27 protein-coding genes are annotated in these 26,144 nt (G+C 62.0%); 10 read left to right on the top strand and 17 right to left on the bottom strand.

All coding sequences use genetic code 11. The features are described 5' to 3' along the window. The first annotated feature begins 31 nt into the window (after positions 1-31). The 5 genes from ACO06F_RS15070 to ACO06F_RS15050 are packed head-to-tail and all read left to right on the top strand — an operon-like array spanning position 32 to position 4,944. Positions 32-913, top strand: a complete 882-nt coding sequence (locus ACO06F_RS15070) for a BadF/BadG/BcrA/BcrD ATPase family protein (protein WP_421693565.1) — start codon at positions 32-34, stop codon at positions 911-913. After that, a complete protein-coding gene (locus ACO06F_RS15065; RefSeq protein ID WP_421693564.1) occupies positions 910-1,911 on the top strand; it encodes an SIS domain-containing protein in 1,002 nt (333 codons plus the stop codon). Before ACO06F_RS15070 ends, ACO06F_RS15065 begins: the two co-directional genes overlap by 4 nt. Further along, positions 1,911-3,041: an N-acetylglucosamine-6-phosphate deacetylase gene (gene nagA, locus ACO06F_RS15060; protein WP_421693563.1), complete on the top strand. Its 1,131-nt coding sequence runs from the start codon at positions 1,911-1,913 to the stop codon at positions 3,039-3,041. The genes ACO06F_RS15065 and nagA overlap by 1 nt, the downstream gene beginning before the upstream one ends. Further along, a complete protein-coding gene (locus tag ACO06F_RS15055) occupies positions 3,023-4,102 on the top strand; it encodes a Gfo/Idh/MocA family protein (protein ID WP_421693562.1) in 1,080 nt (359 codons plus the stop codon). Before nagA ends, ACO06F_RS15055 begins: the two co-directional genes overlap by 19 nt. Beyond that, positions 4,099-4,944: a protein phosphatase 2C domain-containing protein gene (locus ACO06F_RS15050; RefSeq protein ID WP_421693561.1), complete on the top strand. Its 846-nt coding sequence runs from the start codon at positions 4,099-4,101 to the stop codon at positions 4,942-4,944. Before ACO06F_RS15055 ends, ACO06F_RS15050 begins: the two co-directional genes overlap by 4 nt. On the opposite strand, the gene ACO06F_RS15045 is transcribed toward ACO06F_RS15050, so the two are convergent. Both ACO06F_RS15045 and ACO06F_RS15040 read right to left on the bottom strand, forming a co-directional pair. Beyond that, positions 4,941-7,265, bottom strand: a complete 2,325-nt coding sequence (locus ACO06F_RS15045) for a Tex family protein (protein ID WP_421696694.1) — start codon at positions 7,263-7,265, stop codon at positions 4,941-4,943. The genes ACO06F_RS15050 and ACO06F_RS15045 overlap by 4 nt on opposite strands. A 113-nt stretch (positions 7,266-7,378) precedes the next feature. After that, complete coding sequence (locus ACO06F_RS15040) at positions 7,379-7,579, bottom strand: (2Fe-2S)-binding protein (protein WP_421693560.1); 201 nt, start codon at positions 7,577-7,579, stop codon at positions 7,379-7,381. Between the two features lie 217 nt (positions 7,580-7,796). Here ACO06F_RS15040 and ACO06F_RS15035 point away from each other — a divergent pair, with 217 nt between their 5' ends. Together ACO06F_RS15035 and gspD are read left to right on the top strand one after the other, a co-directional pair. Continuing rightward, positions 7,797-8,405, top strand: coding sequence for a prepilin peptidase (locus ACO06F_RS15035; RefSeq protein ID WP_421693559.1), 609 nt, complete (start codon positions 7,797-7,799; stop codon positions 8,403-8,405). A 335-nt stretch (positions 8,406-8,740) separates the two neighbouring features. Further along, positions 8,741-10,717: a type II secretion system secretin GspD gene (gene gspD / locus ACO06F_RS15030; protein WP_421693558.1), complete on the top strand. Its 1,977-nt coding sequence runs from the start codon at positions 8,741-8,743 to the stop codon at positions 10,715-10,717. A 7-nt stretch (positions 10,718-10,724) separates the two neighbouring features. On the opposite strand, the gene ACO06F_RS15025 is transcribed toward gspD, so the two are convergent. Continuing rightward, positions 10,725-11,387, bottom strand: a complete 663-nt coding sequence (locus ACO06F_RS15025; RefSeq protein ID WP_421693557.1) for a hypothetical protein — start codon at positions 11,385-11,387, stop codon at positions 10,725-10,727. Then, positions 11,384-12,025, bottom strand: coding sequence for a type II secretion system protein GspM (gene gspM / locus ACO06F_RS15020; protein WP_421693556.1), 642 nt, complete (start codon positions 12,023-12,025; stop codon positions 11,384-11,386). The genes ACO06F_RS15025 and gspM overlap by 4 nt, the downstream gene beginning before the upstream one ends. Between gspM and ACO06F_RS15015 the strand changes: the two genes are divergently transcribed. Then, entirely contained in the window at positions 12,018-12,416 is a 399-nt protein-coding gene (locus tag ACO06F_RS15015; protein ID WP_421693555.1) for a hypothetical protein, read from the top strand. The genes gspM and ACO06F_RS15015 overlap by 8 nt on opposite strands. Positions 12,417-12,430: 14 nt before the next feature. Here the strand turns inward: ACO06F_RS15015 and ACO06F_RS15010 are convergent, their stop codons facing one another. The 9 genes from ACO06F_RS15010 to ACO06F_RS14970 form a co-directional block, all read right to left on the bottom strand. Then, positions 12,431-13,507: a PilN domain-containing protein gene (locus ACO06F_RS15010; protein WP_421693554.1), complete on the bottom strand. Its 1,077-nt coding sequence runs from the start codon at positions 13,505-13,507 to the stop codon at positions 12,431-12,433. Positions 13,508-13,526: 19 nt separating this feature from the next. Beyond that, positions 13,527-14,480, bottom strand: coding sequence for a hypothetical protein (locus tag ACO06F_RS15005; RefSeq protein WP_421693553.1), 954 nt, complete (start codon positions 14,478-14,480; stop codon positions 13,527-13,529). Continuing rightward, positions 14,477-15,175 (bottom strand): PulJ/GspJ family protein, encoded by a 699-nt coding sequence (locus ACO06F_RS15000; RefSeq protein ID WP_421693552.1) that lies wholly within the window; start codon positions 15,173-15,175, stop codon positions 14,477-14,479. Before ACO06F_RS15000 ends, ACO06F_RS15005 begins: the two co-directional genes overlap by 4 nt. Then, positions 15,172-15,537: a prepilin-type N-terminal cleavage/methylation domain-containing protein gene (locus ACO06F_RS14995; protein WP_421693551.1), complete on the bottom strand. Its 366-nt coding sequence runs from the start codon at positions 15,535-15,537 to the stop codon at positions 15,172-15,174. Before ACO06F_RS14995 ends, ACO06F_RS15000 begins: the two co-directional genes overlap by 4 nt. Then, on the bottom strand, positions 15,521-15,973 hold the full coding sequence (locus ACO06F_RS14990; protein ID WP_421693550.1) for a GspH/FimT family pseudopilin: 453 nt from the start codon (positions 15,971-15,973) through the stop codon (positions 15,521-15,523). Before ACO06F_RS14990 ends, ACO06F_RS14995 begins: the two co-directional genes overlap by 17 nt. Then, positions 15,954-16,412: a type II secretion system major pseudopilin GspG gene (gene gspG / locus ACO06F_RS14985; protein ID WP_421693549.1), complete on the bottom strand. Its 459-nt coding sequence runs from the start codon at positions 16,410-16,412 to the stop codon at positions 15,954-15,956. Before gspG ends, ACO06F_RS14990 begins: the two co-directional genes overlap by 20 nt. A 28-nt stretch (positions 16,413-16,440) precedes the next feature. Next, complete coding sequence (locus ACO06F_RS14980) at positions 16,441-17,646, bottom strand: type II secretion system F family protein (RefSeq protein WP_421693548.1); 1,206 nt, start codon at positions 17,644-17,646, stop codon at positions 16,441-16,443. Continuing rightward, positions 17,646-19,304, bottom strand: a complete 1,659-nt coding sequence (locus ACO06F_RS14975) for a GspE/PulE family protein (RefSeq protein ID WP_421693547.1) — start codon at positions 19,302-19,304, stop codon at positions 17,646-17,648. Before ACO06F_RS14975 ends, ACO06F_RS14980 begins: the two co-directional genes overlap by 1 nt. Before the next feature lie 67 nt (positions 19,305-19,371). Beyond that, the gene (locus ACO06F_RS14970; RefSeq protein ID WP_421693546.1) at positions 19,372-20,295 is read right to left on the bottom strand and encodes a LysR substrate-binding domain-containing protein; all 924 of its coding nucleotides are present in this window, start codon (positions 20,293-20,295) and stop codon (positions 19,372-19,374) included. Positions 20,296-20,437: 142 nt separating this feature from the next. Between ACO06F_RS14970 and katG the strand changes: the two genes are divergently transcribed. Continuing rightward, positions 20,438-22,645: a catalase/peroxidase HPI gene (katG, locus tag ACO06F_RS14965; protein ID WP_421693545.1), complete on the top strand. Its 2,208-nt coding sequence runs from the start codon at positions 20,438-20,440 to the stop codon at positions 22,643-22,645. Between the two features lie 70 nt (positions 22,646-22,715). Here katG and ACO06F_RS14960 read toward each other — a convergent pair whose 3' ends face one another. From ACO06F_RS14960 to ACO06F_RS14950, 3 genes are read right to left on the bottom strand one after another with little or no spacing between them, the layout of a single operon-like run. Continuing rightward, entirely contained in the window at positions 22,716-23,606 is an 891-nt protein-coding gene (locus ACO06F_RS14960) for a PP2C family protein-serine/threonine phosphatase (protein WP_421693544.1), read from the bottom strand. Further along, positions 23,603-23,944, bottom strand: coding sequence for an STAS domain-containing protein (locus ACO06F_RS14955; RefSeq protein ID WP_421693543.1), 342 nt, complete (start codon positions 23,942-23,944; stop codon positions 23,603-23,605). The genes ACO06F_RS14960 and ACO06F_RS14955 overlap by 4 nt, the downstream gene beginning before the upstream one ends. Positions 23,945-23,971: 27 nt before the next feature. Next, positions 23,972-24,469, bottom strand: a complete 498-nt coding sequence (locus ACO06F_RS14950) for an ATP-binding protein (protein WP_421693542.1) — start codon at positions 24,467-24,469, stop codon at positions 23,972-23,974. Positions 24,470-24,582: 113 nt separating this feature from the next. Between ACO06F_RS14950 and ACO06F_RS14945 the strand changes: the two genes are divergently transcribed. Next, positions 24,583-25,233 (top strand): GOLPH3/VPS74 family protein, encoded by a 651-nt coding sequence (locus tag ACO06F_RS14945; RefSeq protein WP_421693541.1) that lies wholly within the window; start codon positions 24,583-24,585, stop codon positions 25,231-25,233. 40 nt (positions 25,234-25,273) lie between these two features. Here ACO06F_RS14945 and budA read toward each other — a convergent pair whose 3' ends face one another. Next, a complete protein-coding gene (gene budA / locus ACO06F_RS14940) occupies positions 25,274-26,002 on the bottom strand; it encodes an acetolactate decarboxylase (protein WP_421693540.1) in 729 nt (242 codons plus the stop codon). Between the last annotated feature and the right edge of the window lie 142 nt (positions 26,003-26,144).

The following is a 26,144-nucleotide window of genomic DNA, read 5'->3' as shown; positions in this document are numbered from 1 at the left end:
CACCGCCATTTGATTTGCTAGCATGGCGTTCATGAACACGAAGGCTCTCTTTCTGGGGATCGACGGCGGCGGCAGCCGCTGCCGCGCCCGTATCCGGGATGCGGCTGGTACGCTTGTAGCAGAAGCAACAGGCGGTCCTTCCAACATCTACCAGGATTTTGACGGAGCCCTCGCCACCATCATGGCAACCGCAGAGGACGCGGCCGCGCGGGGCGGCGTGACCACATATGAGCTTCATGCAGGCATGGGGATCGCAGGCGTGGTCACATCTGTGGGTGCTGAGAAAATCGAAGAAGCGCAGCTTCCCTTTGCCAGTGTCAGCGTCGACAATGATGCCTATGCCGCCTGCCTCGGTGCCTTCGGCGGGGCGGATGGCGGCATCCTCATCGCCGGCACAGGCTCCATCGGCTATGCGCTGGTGGCGGGCGAGCGCCACATGGTGGGAGGCTGGGGCTTTCAGCTGGGCGACCACGGCTCTGGCGCCTGGGTGGGCCATCACGCCGTTCGGCGCGCAGCACTGGCGCTGGACGGGCTGCTGCAGCCGACACGGCTGATCGAAGAAATACTGTCGCGCACCGGCAGCAACCGCATGGACCTTTCACGCTGGTCGGAAGTGGCGCGGCCGAAGGACTATGCCCAATTCGCGCCATTGGTGTTTGAATGCGCGGCCGAGGGCGACGTGCAGGGCATGATGATCGTGATCGAGGGCGCTTCCGCCATTTCGAACCTCGGGCGGGCGCTGCTGGCGCGCGGCGCCAGGGCCGTGTGCCTGCTGGGCGGCCTCGCCAAGGCGTATCCGCCCTACCTCGATGCCGACGTGAAACGCGCGCTCGCGCTGCCTCTGGCGGATGCCATGGACGGCGCCATCATGATGGCGCGCCGCTCACAAGGCCTCCCGGAGCGCTGGCAATGAGCCTGATGGCAACGGAAGCTGCCGAAGCGCCCGAAGCGGTGGCGCGCTTCCTGGACCGCAATGCATCTGCTCTGATTGAGCTCGGCCAAAGGCTGAGGCGCAGCAGCCCGCCCGTCATCCTGACCTCGGCCCGCGGCAGCTCAGACCATGCAGCGGGTTTCTTCAAGTATTTCTGTGAGATCGTTGAGGGCGTGCCCTGCGCCTCGCTCGGGGCCTCCGTCGTCTCCGTCTATGGCGGGCGCCTCAAGGCGCGAGGTGCGATGTGCCTGACGATTTCGCAATCGGGCCAGAGCCCGGACGTTCTTGCGGTTCAGGAAGCGGCGAGGGAGGCGGGCGCGCTCTCTGTTGCACTCGTCAATGTCGCTGACTCACCCGCCGCACGAAACGCCGACATTTGCCTGGCGCTTCACGCAGGCGATGAACGGAGCGTTGCCGCCACCAAGTCGTTCATCGTCTCCTGTGCTGCCGCTGCAGCGATCGTGGCACATTGGTCAAAGGACGCTGATCTGCTTGCCGCCGTCGCGCGCTTGCCGGAGACGCTGAAGGCGGCGGCCGGGCTGCGCTGGCCGGGATTTGGGGCTTTCGCGGCAGAGTCCAGTTCGATGTTCGTGCTCGGACGCGGCACGGGATTTCCCATGGCCCTCGAGGCGGCGCTGAAGCTGAAGGAAACCTGTGCCATTCATGCAGAGGCCTATTCCGTGGCCGAAGTGATGCATGGGCCATGGGAGTTGATGGAAGAAGGCTTTCCGGTTCTCGTTCTCTCCCCCGATGATGCCGCGCGCGCCAATACAGCAGAGGCCGTTGCCAAGATGCGTGCGGCAGGTGCGGATGTGCGAGTGGTGGGTGGCGGCCTGCCCTTTGCACCGAGCGGCCACCCGCTGCTTGACCCGCTCAGCATGATCCAGACGGGATATCTCGAAATCGAGATGCTGGCCCGTGGCCTTGGCCGCGACCCGGACCGGCCGCGCCTGTTGCGCAAGGTGACGGAGACACTGTGATGGCTTATGCCTTGACGGGTGCGCGCATTTTCACAGGCGAACACTGGCTGGACGACCACGCCGTCATCATCGATGGCGCGCATATTGCTGACGTGGTGCCGCACGCGGAGACCGCAGCACATGAACGGCGCGATCTCGGCGGCGGCCTGCTGGCGCCCGGCTTCATTGACGTGCAGGTGAATGGCGGCGGGGGCGCCTTGCTGAATGGCAACCCCAGCGTCGAGACTGTGCGGACCATCGCGCGCGCTCACCGGCGTTTCGGCACGGTTGGACTGCTGCCCACCGTCATCACCGATGCGCCCGTGGTGATCAGCTCTGCCGTGGAAAGCGTCTCCCGCGCCATGGCGGAGGGCGAGCCTGGCGTGCTGGGTATCCACATTGAAGGTCCCTTTCTGGACGTGGCGCGGAAGGGCGCACATGCGGCCCGCTTCATTCGCGAGATGGAGGAGATGGACGCGGACGAGATCATCCGCTTTGCCGCCCGCTGCCCGGTGATGCTGACGCTTGCCCCCAACCGGGTGAAACCCGCGCTGGTGCAGCGGCTCGCGCAGGCAGGCGTGCTGGTGAGCCTTGGCCATTCGGATGGAACTTACGCGGAGGCGCAGCTGGCGCTGGCGGCAGGTGCTGCTGCCTTCACCCACCTCTATAATGCGATGAGCCAGATGAACGGACGTGAGCCCGGCATGGTGGGAGCGGCACTTGCGGATCCCAATTCCTATGTGGGCCTCATCGCCGACGGGCATCATGTGCATGAGGCAGCCTTGTGCGTGGCTCTGGCCGCCAAGGATCTTTCCCGCATGATGCTGATCACCGATGCGATGCCCACAGCGGCAGGAGGACCAGACCGCTTCATGCTTCAGGGCCGAGAGGTGACGCGCCGCAACGGACGGCTGGAGCTTTCAGACGGCACGCTGGCGGGCTCCGACCTGACCATGGATGCAGCTGTGCGGCACTGCGTACAGGCGCTTGGCCTCGACCTCGCAACGGCATTGCGCCTGGCATCCCTCAACCCGGCGCGGTTTTTTCGCCGGGCGCATGAGCTGGGCCGCATCGCGCCAGGCTTCCTTGCAAGCCTGGTACATCTCGATCAAGAGCTGAACGTGACGCAAACATGGATCAACGGCGCATGAAGGATGTGAAGGTACTCGTCGTGGGCCTCGGCAACATGGGCCTCAGCCACGCAAGAGCCTATCAGGAGATCGAGGGCTTCGAAATCGCAGGGCTGTGCAGCCGCAACATCGGGGAGCGGGAAGATCTGGCGGCGGAATTTCCCGGCGTTCCGCAGTTCACCGACTATGCGGAAGCACTGGCGGCGTTGAAGCCGGATGCTGTTTCCATCAACACTTGGCCGGACACGCACGCAGCCTTCGCGCGCATGGCTTTCGAAGTGGGTGCCCATGTGTTCATCGAGAAACCGCTGGCAGACAGCGTGGCCGAGGCGGAGGACATCGCGGCGCTGGCCAGGCGGAAGGGCCTCAAGCTCGTCATCGGATATATTCTGCGGGTTCACCCGTCCTGGATCAAATTCGTGGAGGTGGGGCGCACGCTGGGCAAGCCTCTGGTGATGCGGATGAACCTCAATCAGCAATCATCGGGCACACAGTGGCAGGTGCACAAGCATTTGATGAATGCGATCAGCCCCATCGTCGATTGTGGCGTCCACTATGTGGATGTGATGTGCCAGGTGACGGGTGCAAGGCCTCTGAGCGTTCACGCCGTGGGCGCCAGGCTCACCAGCGAGATCGACAGCCACATGTATAATTACGGGCATTTGCATGTGTCCTTCGATGATGGTTCCGTCGGCTGGTATGAGGCAGGCTGGGGTCCAATGATGAGCGAAACTGCCTTCTTCGTGAAAGACATGATCGGTCCCAAGGGCTCAGTCTCCATTGCCATGGAGGAGGCGAAGACCCAAAGTGCCGATGTTGACAGCCACACGAGAACCTCCGCCTTGCGCATTCACCATGGCTTGCTCAACCCGGAAGGCGGCTTTGTGACGCCGGATGAGATCATCCGCATGGATGATGAGCCGGGCCACCAGGAGCTGTGCCGGCGCGAGCAGCTGCTGTTTCTGGATGCCATCCGCAATGACCGGGACATGGAGTCCCATGTGCGCGATGCCATCAACTCGCTCCGCATCGTGCTTGCGGCAGATCACAGCGTGAAGACGGGTGAGGTGGTGCGGCTGTGAGGCTTCTGGGTGCTGTGAGCGAGGGGAGCGGGGCCAGCAATGAAGATGGCTTCGGCTTCGCGGGGACGCCCGATGAGGTGACGGCGGCCTGGGTGTTCGATGGCGTTACCGGCATCAATGCGCGGAATTACCTGGGCGGCGGAAGCGACGCGGCCTGGCTGGTGGCGAAGGCGCAGGCACGGCTTCAGCAGCTGACGCAACAGCCGGTCGCCCTTGAGGGGCTGCTGGAGGAGCTGGTCAATGGGCTGATCGAAGATTTCGCCACGGGAACTGCGGGCCTCGACCTGCCTCGTGATTATGATCCACCGGCCGCTTGCTTGATCCTGGTGCAGCGCGAGGCCAACGAATGGCGGGCGCTGCGACTGGGCGATTCATGCCTGATGGCGCGCGGACCGGATCGCAATCACCGCATTTTCGCGGCTTCGCCCAACAATGCCTTCGACCACTGGCTGACGCGTGAGGCGCGCAAGCAGCGAGACGCGGGCGTGCTGGACGTCAAGGCCCTGCTCACGGCCTTCGCTCCGCAACTGCGCGCCGGCCGCGCAAAACGGAACCGGCCCGATGGTTACAGCATCCTCGAATGCAGCCGCGATGCGCTGGCCATGGCGGAGTTCATCGACCTCGAAACACCGGCTGAGATCCTGCTCTGCACCGATGGCTATTACCGCGCGGTGGATCACTATCAGCTTTTCGACGATCAGGACTTGATGACAGCCAGTGCGGAGGATGTGGCACAGGTCCTCGCAGCACTGCGGCGAGCCGAAGCGGAAGACCCCGATTGCCAGCGCTACCCCCGCTTCAAGCCCGCTGATGATGCAACGGCGTTGATGCTGGCGCTCTAGCGTGGCTGGCCCTTCTTTTGCAGCGCCTCGAGAAGGGCTGCACCCAGGCTTCCGCCTTCTGCCGCTTTGGGAGGCGCTGACTTCTGTATCTGCCGCCCCGCCTTGGCATTGGCGGCGGGATCACGCGCCATGCGCTGCTCCCGCGCGTCGCCGCCACCGTCCTTGCGCATAGTGAGCGCAATGCGGTTTCGCGCCACATCCACCTCCACCACGCGAACACGGACGATGTCTCCCGCCTTCACCACCTCATGCGGGTCTTTCACAAACCGGTCCGCGAGCTGGCTCACATGGACGAGCCCATCCTGATGCACGCCGATATCGACAAAGGCGCCGAAGGCGGCGACATTGGTGACCGTTCCTTCAAGTGACATGCCGGGTTTCAGATCCTTGATGGTCTCAACCCCATCGGCGAAGCTCGCCGTCTTGAAACTGGGGCGCGGATCGCGGCCCGGCTTTTCAAGCTCGCTCAGAATGTCCTGCACGGTGGGAAGGCCAAAGGCATCGCTCACGAAATCCTGCGGTGTCAGGCAGCGCAGCGCCTTCGTATCGCCCATGAGACTTCTGATGTCCCGCCCACAGGCCTGGACGATGCGCCGCGCAACGCCGTAAGCTTCCGGGTGAACGGCGGAGGCATCGAGCGGCTCATCGCCTTCCCGGATGCGCAGGAAGCCCGCCGATTGCTGGAAGGCCTTGGGCCCCAAGCGCGAGACCTTCAGCAAATCCTGGCGCGAGCGGAAGGCGCCGTTCGCATGGCGGTGCTCGACAATGGCTTCGGCAAGGCCAGGGCCTAGGCCCGACACATAAGCAAGAAGCGGTGCTGAGGCCGTGTTGAGGTCCACCCCAACGGCGTTCACCGCATCTTCAACGACCGCTTCGAGCGAACGGCCGAGCTGGTGCTGGTCCACATCATGCTGATATTGCCCGACGCCGATGGATTTGGGTTCGATCTTGACAAGCTCTGCCAAGGGGTCCTGCAGGCGCCGCGCAATCGAAACTGCGCCACGCAGGGAGACGTCCAGCTGGGGAAACTCGCGGGCTGCCAGCTCCGAGGCCGAATACACCGAAGCACCGGCCTCTGACACGATAACCTTGGTGGGTGGCCTCACATCCTTCGGCAGCATGGCAAGCACATCCGCCACGAAACGCTCCGTCTCGCGGCTGGCGGTGCCGTTGCCGATGGCGATGAGATCCACCCCGTGCTGGGTGATGAGCCGCAGCAGCGCGGCTCCGGCCCCTTTCACATCGTTCCTGGGCTGGAAGGGATAGAACGTATCCGTGGCGAGGAGCTTGCCGGTGGCGTCAATGACCGCCGCCTTGACGCCGGTGCGGATTCCGGGATCAAGCCCCAGCGTCGGCCGCGATCCCGCAGGTGCTGCGAGCAGGAGATTCTTGAGATTGCGGGCGAAGACGGCAATTGCCTCTTCCTGGGCGGCCGAACGCAAGTCCCCCATCAGGTCGATCATCATGGTGAGGGAGAGCTTCACCCGCCACGTCCAATCCGCTACGGCGGAAAGCCAGCGGTCTCCCGGTGCGGTGCCGCTGATGCCGATGGCCTTGGCGACAATGGCCGCCGCGCGGGCGGGGCCGGTTTCGGGTTCGGGCGCGATATCGAGGCTCACCACCTCCTCCTTCGAGGCGCGCAGCATGGCCAGTGCACGGTGCGAGGGAACGCTCGCCCACTTCTCACGATGGTCGAAATAGTCGGAGAATTTCGCGCCCTTCTCCTCCTGCCCTGGAACCACGCGGGACGAGAGGATTGCCTCCGCCCTCATGAAGGCGCGCAATTCACCGAGCAGGGACGCATTTTCCGCCAAGCGCTCCATCAGAATGTCGCGGGCGCCATCGAGCGCGTCCTTGACCGTCTTCACGGCGTCATTGAGATAGCTGGCGGCAAGCGCCTCAGGGCTGGCCGTGCGGCTCGCGAGAATGGCATCGATCAACGGCTCGAGCCCGTTTTCGCGCGCGATCATCGCCTTGGTGCGGCGTTTCGGTTTATACGGGAGGTAGATGTCTTCGAGTTCGGACTTGGTCGCAGCGCCCGCAATGGCACGCGCCAATTCATCGGTCATCTTGCCCTGCGTGGTGACGGAGTCGGCAATGGTTTTCCGGCGGTCTTCAAGTTCCCGCAGGTAGACCAGCCGTTCGGACAGGTTACGGAGTTGCGTATCATCAAGGCCGCCGGTCGCCTCCTTGCGGTAGCGCGCCACGAAGGGCACGGTGGCGCCTTCGTCGAGCAGCCCGACGGCAGCGGCCACCTGGCGCGGTTGCGCGCCAATTTCGGCGGCGATGGTCGCAAAGATCTTTACTGAATTGTCCAAAATCGTCTCTCGTTTTCATCTGCAGATTCGCAAGGAGAGGCCCTGTCCTGCCGGTGGCACAGGAGGGGGTCAAGAGGCGAAGATTTCTGTGGATGGAGCGCGTGAACCGCAATCGATCACGTGGACGACAGGCGGTCCACCTCGTCGGAAATAATGGAGACGACGTTTCCCATGCAGCCGCCGCACTGCGGGCGGCTTCCGCAGCATTTGAACACGCGGCCAGGCGTTACAAGGCTTCCCGGCTGCTCCGCTGCGACCCCCCGAACCGCCTTGCGGATGTCGGAACAGGCAATGACATTGCAGTGGCAGACAATCACGGCACCCCTCCTCCCGGGCAACAGAACGGCTCCAGCGGATATCGGCGCAGGCGATACCCGAGCATTACACTCGGTTATCAGGCCTGGTGGCACCGATCAAGTGTTTTGCAACGCCAGATCGCCGCAGCCGACTGTTGGAAAAGGCAGGGGCAAGTCTCGGCGGCATTTTCTTTTGGCGGGGGACGGCTAAAGCTGAACCGGAACTGAGGGACGGGCCATGACCGATTCAACAGAGCCAGACTCCGGAGACGTGCTGACCCGCACCGTGATCGCCTGGTCACTTGCCGCAGCGCTTGCGGTGATGGGGGCAGGTCTGCTGCTGCTACCGCCAGCCGCGGCCCTTGCGACGGCCGCCCTGGCCTTTGCGATGGTGCTGATCACCCTCACCGACATCCGGCACTTCATCATTCCTGACGTCGTATCCCTGCCCGCCATTCCGATCGGCATTCTGGCCAATGCTGCCGTGTTCACCCCCGAAGACTGGTCTCAGGGCGTGATCGAGAGCATTTGGGGACTAGTCCTTGCCGGCGGCACCTTCTTTCTCTTGCGGGCTTTCTATTTCTGGCTGCGCGGCGTGGAAGGACTGGGGCTCGGTGACGTGAAGCTTGCTGCAGTGGCGGGCGCATGGCTGGGGCCAGCACTGCTGCCCCCCGCATGTTTCGTTGCATCGCTGGCGGCGATTTGTGTGGTGCTCCTCCGCGCCCTCGTCTCGGGCGGCATGGCCTCACTTCAGTCCCAGGCACGTTTACCCTTCGGTAGCTTCATCGCACCCACCATTTTCATCTTCTGGATGTACAAAATTCTCGAATTGATCGCCTCAATGTAGGTATTTCTACCTATGCGTTAAGGATTTGCTTACCGAATCAATAGATACCGTTCACTGATCATTAACGGTTTCGGCTCTGGTTCCGGCGAGGGACTTATGGGCCACGGGGAGTTATATCTTTGCCTTCGGCCAGCAACTCGCTCAACGATGCGAAAGCAAAGTGCGGCCACGACGCCCCGAAGGCATTTCTGCGCCACGTCGCTGTTGCTGCAGTGCTTGCCTGGTCAGGCCTAGCGCTTTCGGCTTGCAACGTCCCTACTGCCTCTCTCGATAGCGCCAGCCAGATTGACCTGACAGCGAAGAAGCCTCAACGCGTAGCGCGGAACGAGGGACCAGTGCTGAAAGTGGGTGGTCAGAACTCCCGTTACGAGGTGTTCCCCGGTGTCAGCTCCCCCTTGGTTGACGATGGCGGCGAGCCACCGGCAGGAATTGGTGCGCAGGATGACGGCAAGTTCACCGTCAACCTCGATCAGGCGAGCCTCGCCGAAGCGAGCAAGCTCATTCTGGGCGAAACGCTCGGCTACAACTACACCATCGATCCGCGCGTTCAGGGCAACATCACGCTGGTCAGCAACCGGCCGCTGAGTGCACGTCAATTGCTGAGTTCCTATGAAGGTGCCTTGCGGCTGGCGGGCGCCGCTCTCATCCAGTCCGAAGGCAACTTCAAGATCGTGGCGCTGCAGGAAGTGCTCGATGGCGAAATGGGCACTGCGAACCTGGATAAGAGAGTTTCGGCAGGATATGGCGTCAACGCCGTTCCGCTCCGTTTTGTAAGCCCGGCAAGCATGATGGAAGTTCTGGACAGCTTCATCGCAAGGGCAGGTTCCGTGCGCGCCTCGAATGTGGGCAACATGATCCTGATCCGGGGGCCCGCCCAGGAGCGGCGCTCTCTCGTCGAGGTCATCACGTCATTCGACGTGGATTGGATGAAGGACCAGACGTCCGGCATCGCATCCCTCGAAAACGGCCGTGCAGAAGACGTGGCTGGCCGGGTCTCGAAAGTGTTTGCACAGGATACCGCGACGTCGGGTCCCAATGCGCTCCGTGTCATCCCCGTGCCCACCATCAACAGCATCATCGTCATTGCCAATGACCAGGCCAAGGTGAAGCGGGCAATCACCTGGATCAAGCGGCTTGACCGTGAAGACGTCGATGCGCCGAATGTTTACGTCTATGCTGCACAGAACGGCAATGCGGTGGAGCTCGCCCGTATATTGAATGCCACCTTTGGCGATGGCGGAAATGCAGGCGTCACGGCCGAAGTTGCGCCTGACAAACAGACAATGGACGTGTCAGTCGACAGCGGAAATATGGGCTCTCAAAACCAGCAGGGCCAGGACGGAGCAGCGCCCAAGACGGACCAGCCCGCGGACACTCTCACAACATCGAGCACCGAAACCGATAGTTCTGCGGATACGTCCGGATCCGGAGCAGGCGGATCGAAGAGCATTCGCATCACGGCGAACCCGGCCAACAATACGATCGTCATCAGCGCGACACCCAAGGACTATCGCCGCATCATCGCAACGCTGCGCCAGATTGATTCGCAGCCGACCCAGGTGCTGATCAAGGCGACGATCGTCGAAGTTCAGCTGAACGATGAGCTGAAGTACGGTGTTCAGGCCTATTTCCAGTCAGGCAATTTCAGTTTCTCCATTACCGATGCAATCCCGACCAAGGATGGCATAGCTCCCGCGACAGCGGGCCTGAATTTCCTGCTGGGTGGTTTTTCCAATCCGAAGCTGATCATCGATGCCTTGTCGAAAATCACGGATCTGCACATCGTGTCTTCTCCTTCCATTCTGGTTCTGGAGAACGAAACGGCCACGATCAAAGTGGGTGACCAGATCCCCATCCAAACTCAGACGGCTGAAACCACCGGCGGCAATTTCGTGAATAACTATGAGTATCGCGATACGGGCGTGGTTCTCAAGGTGCGGCCGCGCGTCAGTGCCAACGGCATGGTGACGATTGAACTCGGACAGGAACTCTCCGCCGTGAGCGAAGAAACAGGCGTCGGCGGCAATCCGGAGTTCAAACAGAGAAATGTCACCAGCAAGGTTTCAGTCAACGACACGCAAACCGTTTTGCTGGGCGGACTGATCGCCGGAACCGAGGAGGGTGGACGTTCCACCGTACCTGGCGCAGACAAAGTGCCCCTGCTCGGCAAGCTGGTGGGCACGACCAGCAAGACGGCCCGGCGCAACGAGTTGATCGTTCTGATCACACCGACCATCATCCGAAATGGTGAAGACGCGGCGCGTGAATCTCAGGACCTGCGCGACACCATGAAGAACCTCAACTTCAATTAGGATTTGGCTACTGCATGCCAGGATCTGGCGGAACAGCATTGCCGTCCATTGGCGGATCGAGCTGTTCGGTTTCGGGTGGCATCCCGGGCTGCACCATATCTGGCGCCATGTCCGCGCCACTGGCATCCTCTGCTTGCGCTTCGCCATTGGCATCTTCGAAGAGACTGAATTTCACGGGGTTCTCCGGCGTTCCGATCTGAACGTAACGCGGCCCGATATCAACGATCGTCCAGGCATCGACGGGTTGACCCTTGCGCAGGTAGAGCACTTCACCACTGGCAGAAACCTTGATGGCCGCAGCGCTGCCATTGGGACCTTCGGCAATCCCCAGGAGCTTGTAGTCACCGGGGTCGGGTGCGGCAGGCGGCGGCGGAGGCGTCTCCACCACGGGCTCCTGAACCACGGGCTCCGGCGGGGCCACGGGCTCCGGCGGCCGCGGCGCGCGGCCCGGATTGAAAAGCGGCCTTTCCAGAATGGCCGCATAGGCCTGGGGATCAAGGCCCTGAAGCGGGTTGAACTTGATGGCTTCATTGGCCAGAGGAGCTTCACTCTTGGTTTCAAGCGCCTCGGATGTGCTTGAGAACAGGATGGGGAGCCCGAAATTCTCCACCAGCACGAAGCCGCCGAGGAGAAGGGCGACAGCAGCAAGCCCCACAAGACGCGTGTTCATTGTGGAGATCTCCAGCCATAGGCGTCTATGCGCACAGAAATCTTCAGCGCCTCCGAGGGGAATGGATCTTGCGTGCCTTCAGACGAGCTGGGCCGTATTTCGAGGCCAGTGACGAACATGACAGGCAGCATGGATTCGATCTTGGCCAGAAAGATCCGCAGCTGCTCAAGGCTGCCATCCGCATCCACCCCGAGACGGTAGGGAGCGCCGGCCTCCGCATCGCCGGAATCCAAGGGTTGCATCCGCTTAACCGAGAGACCGCTGGCCGAGGCTGCCTCGCTCACGACACTCTGGAATGCGGCCAAGGCCAGCCCGGGCGTTTCACCTTGAAGAAACATGCCCTCAACGTCATCAGACGTCCCCAGCCGCGTGGCCGATTTTCCCGAAGATTTGGCAGCTCGCGCGGCCACCATGTCACGCTCTGCCCGCAAGCGCTGCACCTCTTCTTGCATCGAGTTGCCCCACAGGAACAGCACCATGGCGAAAAACAAGAAGATCAGCCCGCCGGTCGCCAGCACCGCGAGGCCCCTCCGCGCCTCGGGAGAGAGCGCCTTGTAGATCGAGTTTGCCTGTTTACCTGATGCGTCGACAAGACTGCGGGCGCCCGCTATGTAATCCTGCATGCGTTCAATGTTCATGCGTTCAACCACTGCCGTGCTCCTGCTGGCTCTCGCTGCTGTAGCCGGTTCGGTTGCTGCGGGGGCGGAATCGCTCAATTGTCTCGTCAGCCGCGGCAATCTCTGTTTCTCCACGGGTTGTGACAATAGCGGAAAGTCGCAGCGCATTTCTCTGGATCTTGGAGCCGGCAGCTATCGCCTGTGCCCGAACCGCTACACCGACCAGGGTTGCACCGATGTGCCAATGCAGTTCGACATTCATGATACGGCAATTATCGGCATCAGCCAGGCCGGGCCCGAGATATCGGCGCGCGCCATATTCGTGAACCGCGTCACCGGCGCCTTCAGCACCACTGTTCTGGCGGCGGGCACGGCGAGCGTCGATTTCGGAACCTGTGACATTCCGCGCTGACACGGCAGAACTCCTCATGGTGTGGCCTGCTGCGCGGGCTCAAGCGTTGCGCTGAGGGAAAAGGCATCGGCGTTGCTGTTCGCATCGAGCTCCGTTGCCGCGGCGAAGTTCACGTCCTTGAAGCGCGTTGAGGATTCGAGAATCTCGATCAGTCCAGGAACACCGCTCCCCTGCCCCTTGACCTCCAACTTGTCGCCATCGAGCGTAAGCGCCGTCAAGTAGACGGTGTCCGGCAGGAGACTGGACAGCTCATTCAGATCGGCCACGGTGGGCGCATGGTCCAGCCGCTGCTGGCGGAGGCGGTTGGCAGCTGCAAGCATCGGCGTCTCTCCGAAGCCGGCGCCGCCGCCCTTGATGGACTGCATGATCTCCGCAGTATTCTCCTCCAGCAGAGACGCCTCGCTCGAAGCGCGGTAGATGGCAAACAATCCGGGGCCTGCCACCAAAAGGCAGAGCACTGCCGCCGCCTTGGCGAGCTTCACGGCCCACTCCCGTCCGATACGCCTGACGTCCTCTCCCCCATGGTCGATCCGGATCGACTGGTGATCCGACAGGCGGACGCTAACGGACCGGACCTCAGCACCGGCGGCACGCAAATCGGCGGCCAACCCCTCCATCAGGGTGCGGCTGACCACCGCCACATCGACGGCCAACTGGCGCGGATCATCTGCCATGGGGCGCGCGCGCATGCCCCAGAGGCACTGCGCCAGGGGCCAGGGGGCAAGTCCTTCCACCTTGTTGCGGACGATGGCGTTCAGCACATCGTCAGGCTGCTGCGGGAGCATGATCTCCTTGTTGACGGCCTGATCTTCCGCAAACTCGATTGCCACGTCACCTTCCAGGCCTTCGGGCTGGAGGGCTGCGAGAAACTCCTGCGTTGCCTGCCGCGGGTGGCCGGCAACAGAGAGAAGAAGCTCGCGTTTGCCGCCTTCCGTCTTCTCGATATCGATCCCCCCGGCATGAATCCGGAAACAAACGGCGGGCGGCTGCGCGTGCACTTTCAGCACGGCCAGTTCTTCGGCCAATACGAGCACAGGGTCCCGCAGGCTGCTCCACAGCGTGGCGAAGGTGATGTCCTTGTTGATGTCCATCAGACGCTGGCCTTCATCATCATTGCTCCTCCATCGCCAATGTAAGGAGCGGCTGCGCCCCCTCTTTGCCGATCCGCACCACGGCGCGCGCAGTGCTTCCTGCCAGATAACCCTCCCCGGGTTCCAGCTTGACCTCGATCACGAAAACCGAAGGCTCCTCGAGCGCAAGCACCGGCTTGGTTCGCTCCATGATCTGCGCAATCCTTGCATCAGACTTCCATTTGCGGCTGCGCTTTGCGGCCGCAAACACCGAAAAGTCAGCGGGCGCGATCCCTGGAATGCCATTGAGCACCGCCTCGGGCGCCGCCAGCGGATTGATCATGCCCGTCGGGCTGAATACGGTGAGTGCCGCCATAAGGCTCTCGCCCTCATCCGAAGTGAGATCGGCCAGCGCCTGAAGCTGATCGACTGAGAGGAAGATCACCGGCTGTGGCTGCACAGCTCCCGGCTTCAGGTCTCCTGGTCTTGCCTGATCTGCCGCTTTCACCGGCTGAGGCGCATTCGGCGGCACGACAGCGGGCTTGAGGCCACCTGGTTGAGGGGGTGCTGCGTCCTTGCGGAGCTTGACGATTTTTTCTGCGAGGCCCGATACCTGCTTGAGCGGCAGGCCGCTGCTCCGCGCCAGAGCCTCGATCAGCGCCGGGTCCGATTGGTTGAGATCCACCAGACCTGCCGCGTCCGTGATAGATATCATGGCGCTGACAGCACCACCGGCCGCCACTTTCTTGGCTGTGCCATCGAAGAAAACGCGCTCTTCAGGCGGCGTCACGAGGATCAGCGCCTTGGCAACTTCAAGGGCGGAACGCAGGGCGAAGTGAGAGTTGAGCCGGCGTTGTTCCAGCAGCTCGCTGCCGATTCCCGCCCGCGTGAGAGCAGCAGTGGCGACGACCATGACGGACATGATCGCCACCGACAGAAGCACGGCGATGAGGATGATACCACGTTCCCGGTGACGCACAGCGGCGGGGTTCATTGGCTCTTCGCCTCCGCGCCCGCCGTGCCGCAGCGTTGCTCTGCCCTGCTTGCGCACTCGACTTCGGAATCGATCGCGAGTGACTGTACGAAGCCTGGAACGCGAAGGCGCCCGGTTGCAACGTCGCCGATCGTCAGGCGGATCTGCTGCGGCATGATGCTGCTGGCATCCCAAGTGTCACTCCACTCCCTGCTGCCCGAACTCGGGGCACGGTACGCAAAGGAGATTTCATAGGGACCTTGCAGCAGGACCACCGGGTCCCGCCATTTTGGAGTTCCAACCTTCCCGGCCAGGGCGAGCGGCGAACGTTCGCGAATGAGTTGGCGCAGACCCTTGTCCTCACGCAGACTCAAGCGCACCAGATAGAGGCCGGGCGCAGTAACCCCCGCATCTTCGCGCAGGGGATAGATGACGGACCCGGCACGGCCATCGAACAGATACCCGCCGAACGCCTCGCCTTCTCCGCGCCGAATCTTGGCAATGCGGGCCACGTCACGCCCGAAGATATCGATGGCCGTCGCAATGCCAGCCTGTTGACCAAGCGACGTACGCGTGCGGGCCACCCCCTTGTTTACCGCCGTCATTGCAAGATTGAGAGATACGAGGATCAATGACGCGAGGATGAGGCCGGCCAACACCTCGAGCAGCGTGAAGCCGCTCTGACGGGAACCAGCAGATGGGGAAGCCGTGATCATTGCGCGAGTTTCAGGGCCGAGGCGGATTCGCCAGCGCCGTTTCCCCAGTTCACCGACGCCGTCACACGGTAAAGGCGGTAAGGGCTCGGCAAATCGGCGAATTTTTCGGGCGAAACGACAAGCCGCCAGCGGTAGGGGCCGGAGTTGCCTTCGCGCTCCGCGGCCGCCGTCCCCCGCGCTGCCAGTTCATCTTCAAGGATGGTCTGCAGCACGATCCTGCCGCCGAGGCGCATGTCGAGTGCTGCGGCACCCCGTAAAGATCCGGTGATGCCGCTAGTCAGAACGGCGATGGCACTGGCGGCGATTGCCACCGCGCACAGCACCTCGACGAGTGAAAAGCCGGCTTCAGAGCGTTTCGGCATCGGCACGCCCCGTCAGCCAGTTGATGCGCAAAGCATAAGCGCGGCCCCGAAATTGGAAGGACAGTACGCCTCCCGTCGAACTGCCCGACGGAAAGAAGCGCACGCCCGGGCTTTCTGCGCCTGCCGCCTTGGCGACCTTCGCATCGAGGGCAAGACCGGCGGGCAATCGCAGCACGCGGTCACGGGCCGGAAAGCTGATGCTGCGGCCGTCCTCGTCGATCAGCACGGATGTCTCGGTCTGGCCCTCAATTGCAGCCGTGCGGGCATCGCGCAGCATGGCCTCTGCCTGGATCATGAAGGAGCGCACGCGCGCCGACTCGAGGCTGTTGCGGCCAAGCGACAGAATGGCTGTTGCCGACAGCGCCAGGATCACCAGCACCGCCAGCAGTTCAACCAGCGTGAAGCCGGCCTGGCGATCAGTTGGAGATGTCCGCATCCTCTCCCGTTCCGCCTTCTTTGCCGTCTGCGCCAAAGCTCTTGATCGAGAAGGACGTGCTGCCTTCACCTGGCACATAGACATAGGGCTTGCCCCAAGGGTCCTTGGGAACATCGCCCTTGGAGAGATAGGGCCCGTTCCAGCCAGGAACATTGCCCGCGGGCTTCACCAAAGACTGCAGTCCTTCGGAGGATGTGGGATAGCGGCCCACATCGATATGGAAGAGTTCCATGGCGGTGACGAGGCTTTCGACCTGCACATGCGCCGTCTTGCTGCGCGAAGAGCCGAGATAGCTGATGACGCGCGGCCCGATAATTGAGGCGAGCAGCACGAGGATCACGAGCACGACGAGCAGTTCAACCAGTGTGAAACCAGACTCCCCCTTCGCCCTCCGGCGGGCCATCGGGCGAAGCGTGTTCTTCAGGCGGGTGAATGTCATGCGAAAGTGCCTCTCTTCAGACTGCCCATCACAGGGCGAGATCGTTGATGCTGATGACCGCGCCCATGAGCGAGGTGATGATGAATCCCACGAAGACGCTCAGCGTCAGGATGATGATGGGCCCCAGCAGCGCCAGAGACCGCTCGGTCATTCCATCGAGCTGGTCGTCCAATATGTCGGTCACCCGGAGCAGGCTCGGTGTCAAATTGCCTGTTTCAGCCCCAACTTTCACCATGCGGGCCAGAAGCGGCGGAAGGACGCCCGAGCGTTCCAGCGGCGCGATGAAGTCTTCGCCGCGGCGCAACGCCACTTCCATTTCCTGTGTGGCCTTGAGAATGCGGCGGTCCGTGACCGTTGTGGTGATGAGTTTCAGGCTGGAGGGCAAGCTCATGCCCGCAGCAGACAACGCACCCAGAACGCGGCAGAACTGTGCCGTATCGGATTTCATCAGCACTTTGCCGATGAGCGGGATGCGCAACGCCATGCTGCGCAGCGTTCTTGGCAGGGACGTGCGGGTCCAGAGCAGCGCCATGGCCGCCGCCAGCACCGCAATGAATATTGCGAAGACCAATCCATTGGCAATGAGCCAGTCAGAAACGCCGATCACCATCTGTGCGGATTCAGGAACCGGCGCGCCGCTGTTGGTGATCATGTCCTTGATGCCCGGGACCACGGCGACCATCAGAAAGGCAACAACGCCGATCGACAGAACCACCAGCATCACGGGATAGGTGAGTGCAGAGACCACCTTGCTGCGTACCTTCTGCTCGCGCTCGCGGGCGCCCGCCAGCCTGTCAAGCGACGGCGCAAGTGTGCCCGTCGCCTCCCCCACCTCCACCATGCTCAGATAGAAGGGCGGGAAGGCGCCAGTGGCCGCAAGGGAATCATGGAAGCTGCGGCCCTTTCGGATGTCTGACTGGACCGCTGAGAGCACGGCCGAGAGCGGCTTCGAGAAGCTCTCCTTGGTCAGGATTTCCAGCGACCGGTTGAGTGTGGTTCCCGCCTGCAGAAGCCAGGCGAGCTGGCGGGTAAAGCCCGTCAGCTCCTGTCGGGGAATGCGGGTCCGGCCAAACAGGGCGCTGCTTCCCGTATCCGCGCCTTCCTCGCTGATGTCGATGGGGTGGAGGCCCTGTTCGGAGAGACGGCTGATCGCCAGCGACCGGTCCGCCCCTTCGATGGTGCCGGCCACCCTTTCGCCGCTGTCCTTCACTGCGGAGTATCGGAAGCTTGCCATCAGTCCTCCGACATCACGCGTCCGAGTTCCTCGATGGTGGTGAGTCCCTCCCGGCACTTGCGGAAGCCATCGGCCAGCATGCCGGCCGTTCCCGACCGGCGCGCTGCCTGGGCAATGATGTCTGCCGAGATGTCCGGCTTGATGAGCCTCCTGATCTCTTCATCGATGATGAGGACTTCGAAGATCGCGGCACGGCCCGAAAAACCGGATCCGCCGCAATAGCTGCAGCCGCAGGCCTTGTAGAGCCGAACGGAGGACAGCCCGCGCGCCTGGGCGCTTTCCGGCAATTGGGCCAGCAATTCAGCCGAAGCCTCGTAGGGCTCCCGGCAATGGGTGCAAAGCTTTCGCACAAGCCGCTGCGCGATGACGCAGCGCAACGTCGAGGCAATGAGATAGGCCTGCACCCCGAGGTCCAGCAGGCGCACCACTGCACCCGCGGCAGAATTGGTGTGAAGCGTGGTCAGCACCAGATGCCCCGTCAGTGCCGCGTTGACGCCGATGCTCGCCGTTTCACCATCGCGCATTTCGCCGACCATGATGATGTCCGGGTCGAAACGCAGCAGAGCGCGGAGCGTGCGGGCAAAGGACAATCCGATTTCCTGGTGGATCTGGATCTGGTTGACGCCCGCGATCTGATATTCGACGGGGTCCTCAATGGTGACGATCTTGCGGTGCGGATTGTTGAGAATGCCGAGCGCTGCCGCGAGTGTTGTCGTCTTGCCGCTGCCGGTGGGGCCCGTCACCACGATCATGCCATGGGCATGCTGGATCTGCTGCGTCAGCTTCGCGACATCGGTGGGAGACAGGCCCAGCCTGTCAATCTCCGGCACCTGCGTGTTGGAACTGAGGAAGCGGATGGCGATGCTCTCACCATGAACCGTCGGCATGGTGGCAACGCGAATGTCATAGTCCCGCTCGGCAATGCGCAAGCGGGCGCGGCCGTCCTGCGGCAGGCGTTTTTCGGCGATGTTGAGGTTGGTCAGAATCTTGAGGCGGGAGACGGCGGCACGGCCCAGTTCCGGCAGCAGACGCTCACGCTCTTCCAGAAGTCCGTCGACACGGTGCCGCACCATCACCTGGCCGCGCGCCGGTTCGATGTGAAGGTCGGTGGCGCGGGCGGCAGACGCTTCGCGGAACAGCCGGTTGACAAGATCGATGACAGGCGCATCGAGCGCCAGGTCCTTCAGCGTCTCCTCATCCTCGGCACCCGGCCTGAATCCGCCTGTCTGAGAGGATACGGAGCGATCCCCATCAAGCCGTTCGATGGCCGAGAGGATCTGATTGTCGGTGGCGATCAGCAGGGAAAGGTCCATGCCGGCGGCCAGACGCAGCGCCCCCATCGTCGCCTCGTCGCTCGGATCGCTCACGATCACGGAAAGCCGCTGGCCGTCGACCGCCGCCGGCAGCACATGCCGCTCACGCATGAAGCGGAGCGAAATGGCGTCTGGCAGAATGCGGCCTGCGGGCCATTCGACCGCCAGCGGCAGATGGAACACGCGCGCCAATTCAGTTGCCAGAACCTGAGGGTCAACCGCTCCCTGGCGCAGCAACAGGCGTACCGCCGTCTCCCGGCCATCAGCCGCAAGACCCAGAATCTGCGCGGCCTGCTCCCCGGAGATCAAGGCCCGCTGCGTCAAGTCGTTGAGAAGGTGTTTCACACGCGCCAGTCTACATAACCCGCCTTAAACGGACAATGAATTGCGTTCAGCATCATACCATAAAAACTCAAGAAATACGCAGCGGTCCCTGCGAGCTTCGGAGCTGCGCTGCAGTTTCCCTTACGATGCCTGCAATATGTTGCAGCTGGGGCCCGAGCGGGCTCGTCCGCCGCCAGATCATGCCGATCGTACGGGTCGGCTGCGTGCCGGCAAAGCGGGCGAGCGCCACTTCTGCCGAACGGGTCTCCACCGAGGCTGCCATCTCGGGGATCAGCGTCACGCCGATCCCGGCCCCCACCATTTGCACAAGCGTGGACAGCGAGCTGCCTTCGAGCATCTCGCGCGGCAGCGCGGCATTCATGTTGCAGAACGCGAGCGCCTGGTTGCGGAAGCAATGCCCCTCCTCCAGCAGAAGAAGGCGCATTTCCCGCAGCGCATCAACGCTTGGCACCGGCTTTTTCCGGTCACCCGCAGGGCGCACCAGAAGAAAATCCTCGGCGAACAATGCCTCCTCCACCAGAGACGGTTCGGAAACGGGTAACGCCATAATCGCCGTATCCAGGCGGCCTTCTGCCAATTCGCGGATGAGCCTTGCTGTCAGCGTCTCCCGCACATGGATGTCCAGCTCCGGGTGCAATCGGTTCAGGCTGCCGATAAGGGCAGGCAGCAGGTAGGGCGCAACGGTCGGGATCACCCCAATTCTCAACCGGCCGGACAGCCAGCTGCGGGAAGCGCGCGCGAGATCCGCCAGCTCCTCGATGGAGCGCAGAATATCCCGCACCCGGGGTGCAAATGCTTCCCCGAACCGGGTGAGCCTGACTTCGCGATGGCCCCGCTCGAACAGCGGCGTACCGAGCGCCTCCTCCAGCTCCTTGATCTGCAGGGAAAGAGCAGGCTGAGACACGGCACAGGCCTCGGCCGCGCGGCCGAAATGCCTATGGCGGGCGAGCGCCTCAAAATAGCGCAGTTGGCGCAGCGTGAAGTTGTTCATAAGATTGTCTTATCGCTGCAATCAGAAAATTCAACTATTACTAATAGTCGTGCTGCGCTAGAGAGGCTGCGGGAACGAAGGCCGGGCCGCCACCTCAAGTGGCAGCACCGGCTTGCCGGATTGCATTCATCGGAGGGAAATTATGGACAAGAAAGTTACCGACACAGCCGCTCAGTGCCCGTTTCACGGTGCTCCCAAACACGCCGTTTCATCAGGCCGGTCAAACAGGGACTGGTGGCCGAACCAGCTCAATCTCAGGATCCTGCACCAGAACTCGGCGCTCTCCAGCCCGCTGGCGCCGTCTTTTGACTATGTCTCGGCCTTCCAGAGACTCGATTACACCGCGCTGAAAAGAGATCTGGCCGCGCTGATGACCGATTCGCAGGATTGGTGGCCGGCAGATTACGGCCACTATGGCCCCCTCTTCATCCGCATGGCCTGGCACAGCGCCGGCACCTATCGCACGGGCGACGGCCGCGGCGGCGCCGGCCACGGAACGCAGCGTTTCGCGCCGCTCAACAGCTGGCCGGACAACGCCAATCTGGACAAGGCGCGCCGCCTGCTCTGGCCCATCAAGCAGAAATACGGCAACCAGATCTCCTGGGCAGATCTGATGATCCTCGCCGGCAACGTTGCGCTGGAAACCATGGGCTTCAAGACGTTCGGTTTCGGCGGTGGCCGTGCCGACGTGTGGGAGCCGGAAGAAGATATCTACTGGGGCAACGAAGACACCTGGCTGGGCGACAAGCGCTACAGCGGGGACCGCGATTTGGAGAACCCCTTGGCCGCCGTGCAGATGGGCCTGATCTACGTGAACCCAGAGGGGCCGAATGGCAAGCCGGATCCCGTCGCCTCTGCGCGCGACATCCGCGAAACCTTCGCCCGCATGGCTATGAATGACGAAGAGACCGTTGCCCTGATCGCGGGCGGCCACACCTTCGGCAAGACCCATGGCGCAGGCCCCGCGACCAATGTCGCAGCAGAGCCGGAAAGTGCGGATATCACCGCCCAGGGCCTTGGCTGGCTCTCCTCCTACAAGAGCGGCAGAGGCCGGGACACCATCACCTCCGGCCTCGAAGGCGCGTGGACGTCAACGCCCACACAGTGGAGCAACGACTACTTCGACAAGCTGTTTGGTTTCGAATGGGAACTGAACAAGAGCCCCGCCGGTGCCTGGCAGTGGAAGCCGAAGAACATTCAGCCCGACGAAATGGCCCCCGATGTGGAGGATCCTTCCAAGCGCGTGCCGGTGATGATGCTGACGACCGACATCGCACTGAAGTCTGACCCCGCATACGAGAAGATTTCGCGCCGCTTCCATGAGAATCCCGACCAGTTCGCTGATGCCTTCGCGAGGGCATGGTTCAAGCTCACGCACCGCGACATGGGCCCCAAGGTCCGCTACCACGGTCCTGAAGTTCCAGCCGAAGATCTGATCTGGCAGGACCCGGTTCCGGCGCGCGATTTCGACCTGATCGATGCAGCCGATATCGCTTCGCTGAAGGCGAAGATCCTGGCGACCGGGCTCTCGATTTCGCATCTCGTGTCGGCGGCCTGGGCCTCGGCCTCGACCTTCCGCGGGTCCGATAAGCGCGGTGGCGCCAATGGTGCGCGGATCCGCCTCAGTCCGCAAAGGGACTGGGACGTCAACCAGCCGGCGAAGCTCGCAACGCTGCTCACGGCGCTTGAAGGGATCCAGACGGCATTCAACGCGGCCCAGACCGGCAAGAAGCGCGTGTCGCTGGCGGATTTGATTGTGCTCGGTGGCTCTGCCGCCGTTGAAGAAGCCGCTAAGAAGGCGGGCCACCCTGTGGAGGTTCCCTTCACACCAGGCCGCACGGATGCCACGCAGGAGCAGACGGATACCGAGTCCTTTGCGGTGCTTGAGCCGACGGCTGACGGCTTCCGCAACTATCTCAAGACCAAGTACTCTCTCTCGGCGGAGGAACTGCTGGTCGACAAGGCCAATCTCCTGACGCTCACGGCGCCGGAGATGACGGCACTCATCGGCGGCATGCGGGTGCTGAATGCCAACCATGATCACGCCCAGCACGGCGTATTCACCAAGCGGCCCGAGGCCCTGACCAACGACTTCTTCACCACGCTTCTCGACATGGGGCTGGAATGGAAGGCAACCACACCTGCCGAAGACGTCTTCGAACTGAAGGACCGCAAGACGGGCGACGTGAAGTGGACGGCGACGCGCGTGGACCTGGTGTTCGGTTCGAACTCGCAGCTGCGTGCGCTGGTCGAAGTTTATGGCCAGTCGGACGGCGAGAAGACCTTCGTGCAAGACTTCGTCAAAGCCTGGACAAAAGTGATGAACCTGGACCGTTTCGACATCGCCTGATCATCAAGGCAAGCGAGACGGAACAGAGGGCGGCGCAAGCCGCCCTCTTTGCATTTGTCTTAAGCCGCATTCAGAAGTCGATGGTCAGCAGGGAGAAGTCATCCGGAAGCGGACCGGGCCCGTTCAGGCCCCGCACCCAGGACAGAACTTCGCTGGGGGTTTCACTGCGGCTCAAGCGTTCCACAAAGGCCTGAAATTCCAGCATCTCGCCTGGCGCCGTCTCCACCTCGAAGGTGCCATCGCTCACAAGGTGCAGCCGGTCTCCCTCAGCGATCTGGGAACGCGCGGTGCGATAGCTCATACTGGGCATCATGCCAATGGCAATGCCCGGCGTTACCAGCGTGTGCACGCTTCCATCCGCCTTGCGCAGCACCGAAGCCGGGTGGCCGGCGCTGGCATAGCGGAGCTCGCCCGTGCCGCGCTGGAACACGCCATACCACATGGTGAAATACATGTTGTTCTGGCGTTCCATGGGAAACGAGTCATTGAGCGCTGTGAGAACAGCACCCGGATCCCGGAAGTCGGTATTGGGAAGTGCTGCAGAGCGTAGCACGTTGATCGCCGTCACCGACAGCAGGGCCGCACCCACACCGTGGCCGCAGACGTCAAGCAGGTAGAAGGCCATGTGATCGGCATCGATCTCGTGATAGCCGAAGCTATCGCCACCAAGTTCGGTTGAGGGCACAAGCAGCCAGTCCGTGCGGGGTACTTCCTTGCGCGGCTCCGGCAGGATCGAGAAGATGTAATTCGCGGCCTCGGTGAGTTCATCCGACAGCCGCTTCTGCGTGCTCTGCAGTGCGAGATTGGCCTCGGCCAATTGATCTTCAACCGCCTCGCCATGCTCGATCGTGGCTTGGTAAAGCAGATTGATGTCTTCAAGCTCCGCCTTCAGCAAGGCAAGCTCAGCTTCCGCCTCCGCCAGCCTTGCAGCAAGACCCGTTTCGTTGAGGACGGCCGTCACGCGCCGAGCGATGCGATGGCCTGGGCGACGCTGTCGTGCAGACCAAAGATGTTGTCGAAGCCGCTCACCGCGAGGACTTCCTTCACATTGTTCTTGGCGCAAGCGATGGTGAGGCCGCCACCGGCCGCTTTCGCCTTCTTTGCCGTCGTCAGGATCACCCGAAGTCCGGCAGAAGAGATGTAGTCAAGATCGGTTGCATCTATCACGACCTTCTTGGGTCCGCTTTCCAGCAGGGTGGACGCATCGTCCTCGAAGGATTTGGCGCTGCTCGAGTCGATGCGGCGCGAAGGCTTCAGAACGAGAACGCCGCCGGTTACTTCATTGTTCAGAGTGGTCACGTGCTTAGTCTCCCTGCTGCAGCAGCCTTAGGCTGCCTTCAACTTCATTTCCATGTTCAAGCGGTTGAACCCATCAACACGCCTGTAGTCAAGCCGGTCCATGAAACGCTTCACCAGGGTAAGGCCAAGCCCCCCTATCTGGCGATGCTCAATATCACCTTCCGGCGGAACTGTTTCGGTGGCGAGCGGGTCAAAGGGCGGTCCATCGTCCACAAGTTCGGCACAGAGCTTGCCATCGGCATGCTCAATCGCGAGCTGGATGGTACCGTCGCTGCGGTGTTTGAGACCATGCGAAATGATATTGGTGATCAGTTCGTCCAGCACCAGCCCAAATCGCAGCGCCTGTTCAGGAGCAATGCCCTCCGAAGCGCCGAACTCCTCAAGACTGTCGATGACTCGCGCCACCTCCTGGACGTCATTGCCCAATGACATGTCGAGTCGCCCGGTCACGCAATGCCCCTTCACAATACTCAAGCCGTCCTCCGCGCGTAACGCAGGAGAGCACGTGCGGTCAAGCCTGCGCAACTGCGGATCTGCTTTGCTCCAACTAAAATGAGGATACCGCTTCGCGATAAAAGTCGATATTGTGCGCCTCGGAGGCGGCGGTCCGCCGCAGTAATTTTATTTGGGGCCTTACCATGCTGACAGTTCCAGAGGAGTTCCTGCTCCTCACCCTCAAGGATGAAGACGGCGGCTTTGTCGATATTCCGCTTGAATACCAGCGTGCCGGCTTCGTCGGTGCGGCAATCATGGAGCTTGGTCTCGAAGGCCGTCTTGACAGCGATCTCAATCGCGTTTGGGTTGTGGACAAGACCCCGACTGGCAACAGCTCACTCGATCCTGTGCTGTCCCGCCTGTCTTCGCCTGATTTTGACAGCAACGCGGATAATCTGATCAATCAGTTGATCGAGCTGGGTGACACCGTGCGCGAAAGGGCGCTGGCCCGGCTGTGCGAAAAGAAGATTCTGGTGGAGACGGAAGGCCGCTTGCTGTGGTTCCTCAAGACCCGCCGCTATCCGGCAATTGACGGTAAGGAAATCCGGGAAGTTAAGTTGAGGCTCCTGGAGGTTCTGCTGCGTGACGCCCTGCCCGACCCGCGCGACGTCTGCCTGATGTCACTCGCCGAGACCTGCGGAATCATCCGCCAGATCGTTCCGCAGTCTGAGTTGAAACTTGCGCGAGAGAGAATTGCCAAGTTCTCGAAGATGGAGTTGATCGGCCAGAACGTGAATCACTATATCGAGATCTTCGAGCGCGCCATGGCGCTGGCGACCCCCGCCCACATGTAAATGACAGCGGAGCGCCGGATCTCCGGCGCTCCGGTTTTCCCTAACGCTCGACCTTGTTGAGGTCTGCCTCCATGTCCCGCGTGCGGTCCATGGCCAGAAAATCGAAGGTCATCGGCAGACCCAGTTCAATTGCTGGCGCGTGCTGCAGCTTTACGGTGATATCTTTCGGCGCGGCGGCAAGAAGATGCCCGCCCTTGAGCCGGTCGGCGGTAATGAAATGCAGGTGAAGCCCTGCGAGATGCACGCCGGCGAGAAACGTGGGTGTATAGAAACCCACGATTGTACCCTCGATATCATGATATTCGAAGACTGTCTGAAGCTTGGCGATTTCGGCAAGCGGCAGGTAATTGCTCTGCTTTGGCACTGACCGCGCACGCACATAGTTGAAATGTCCGTCAATCCGGAACGCATACATGAGATTGGGCGAGGGCACGAGGTCCAGCATTGCGTGCTCGAAGTCGCTTTCGGCGACGGGCACATCAAATCTGTCTTCAGTATCGCCTTCGAATTGAGTGGCAAGCGCAAAAGGCGTTCGGACATCGTCGCCAATGAGTTCTGCGTCGCCTTGGGGCCTGAGACAGTAAACCAGGCCATCCAGCAGCACCATTTCGCCGTCGAGGTCGTTGAAGGTGCCGATTCCCAAGTTACCTTTCTTCCGGATTTCCCCGATGGTCGTATCGGCCCGGTAGATTCCTTCAACCAGTGCAGCAAGTGGAGCCGAGATGAACACCGGCGCACGTGCCTTTCTTGAGGTGGTGGTCTGGCTCACGCAGTCGCTCTCCTGTGCTATCCTGGCGGAATGCTGCGGAAACTTGGTCGAGATGGAAAAAAGCGCAAGCTAAATCTGCTTGTTCATGCAAAACGGTACCGCTAGCATTGGCGTCGTGGCGGCACCTTATAACAACTTCACA

It is taken from the genome of Aestuariivirga sp. (assembly GCF_965227715.1).
Taxonomy (GTDB): Bacteria; Pseudomonadota; Alphaproteobacteria; order Rhizobiales; family Aestuariivirgaceae; genus Aestuariivirga.
The sequence above is the reverse complement of the archived record's forward strand: the minus strand, read 5'-3'. Positions and strand labels throughout refer to the sequence as shown.